The sequence below is a fragment of the Salipiger sp. HF18 genome (assembly GCF_011806505.1).
Classification (GTDB): Bacteria; Pseudomonadota; Alphaproteobacteria; order Rhodobacterales; family Rhodobacteraceae; genus Salipiger; species Salipiger thiooxidans.
Genome location: NZ_JAATOS010000726.1, coordinates 1 through 1520, shown reverse-complemented (window position 1 = coordinate 1520; position 1520 = coordinate 1). Strand labels below are relative to the sequence as shown.

2 protein-coding genes are annotated in these 1520 nt (G+C 69.1%); both read left to right on the top strand.

Annotation, left to right across the window (positions count from 1 at the left end; genetic code table 11):
• The coding region (locus tag HC022_RS26320) for an FAD-binding oxidoreductase (protein ID WP_303049109.1) at positions 1 to 871 on the top strand (871 nt) is incomplete at its 5' end.
• 17 nt (positions 872 to 888) lie between these two features.
• Positions 889 to 1520: sugar kinase (locus HC022_RS26315; RefSeq protein WP_167454351.1), on the top strand; the 632-nt coding region annotated here is incomplete at its 3' end.

Genomic DNA, 1520 nt, shown 5'->3' with positions numbered 1-1520 from the left:
CAGCCTCATCCGCACCGGCACGGCCGCGCGCAAGTCCTCGGCGGGCTACGACCTTACCCACCTGCTGGTGGGCTCCGAGGGCACGCTGGGGCTGATCACCGAGCTCACACTCAAGCTGCACGGCCTGCCCGAGGCGGTGGCCGCGGCGACCTGCCATTTCGACAGCGTGGCGGCAGCGGTCGACTGCGTGATCCTCACCATCCAGAGCGGCATCCCCATGGCGCGGATCGAGCTGGTGGACGAGATGATGGTGCGCGGCTTCAACCTGCACAGCGGCATCGGCCTGCCCGAGAAGCCGCACCTCTTCCTCGAGTTCCACGGCGGCCCCGGCGCGGTGCGCGAACAGGTGGCGATGTTCCGCGAGATCGCCGAGGACGCGGGCGCCGGAGGCTGGAAGGATGCCGAGACCACCGAGGAGCGCAGCGCGCTCTGGTCGCTGCGCCACGGTGCCCTGCCCGCCATCGGCGCGCTCGACCCGCGTCCCGGGCGCAAGACCTATTCGACCGACGTCTGCGTGCCGATCTCGCGGCTGGCCGAGGCGGTTTCGGTCGCGCAGGCCGAGGCCCGGGCGCGCGGCATCCTCGCCACCATCGTGGGCCACGTGGGTGATGGCAACTTTCACTGCGGCATGCGCTTCGATCCCGCCGCCCCGGCCGAGGTCGAGGCGGTGCTTGCGTTTTCCGGCGTGCTGGCGGAAACGGCGCTGCGGCTTGGCGGCACCGTGAGCGGCGAACACGGCATCGGCCTTGGCAAGCAGAAATACATGGCGGCGGAACATGGCGCAGCACTCGACTGGATGCGGCGGGTGAAGACAGCGTTCGATCCGCAGGCTATCCTCAACCCCGGCAAGCTGTTGCCGGCGAACGACTGATCAGTTTGGAGAAGGCAATGGCGCAGTTTCTGGCCCTTGGCGAATGCATGGTGGAACTCTCCGGGGCTGGCGAAGGGCTGTTCCGGCGCGGCTTCGCGGGCGACACGTTCAACACCGCGTGGTACGCGCGGCGCCTGCTGCCGGCGGACTGGTCGGTGGGCTACGCCACCTGCGTCGGCAAGGACGCGATCAGCGACGAGATGCTGGCGTTCATGGAAGGCGAAGGCGTCGACACCGCGCCGGTGCGGCGGCTCGATGACGCGACGGTGGGGCTCTACATGATCTCGCTGAACGCCGCGGGAGAGCGCAGCTTCTCGTACTGGCGCGGCCAGTCGGCTGCCAAGCGCATGGCCGAGGACCTGAAGTGGCTCGACAGCGCGCTCAAGGGCCGCGACATGATCCACTTCTCGGCGATCACGCTGGCGATCCTGCCGCCGAAAAGCCGCGAGTTCTTCTGCGGCGCGCTGGCACGGGCCCGCAGCAAGGGCGCCATCGTCTCGTTCGACACCAACCTGCGCCCGGCGCTCTGGGAGAGCGTCGAGGCGATGAAGGCAGGCCTGATGATGGGCGCGCGCACCGCCGACATCGTGCTGCCGTCCTTCGACGAGGAAGAGACGCTTTTCGGCGACACCTCGCCGGCGCAGACGCT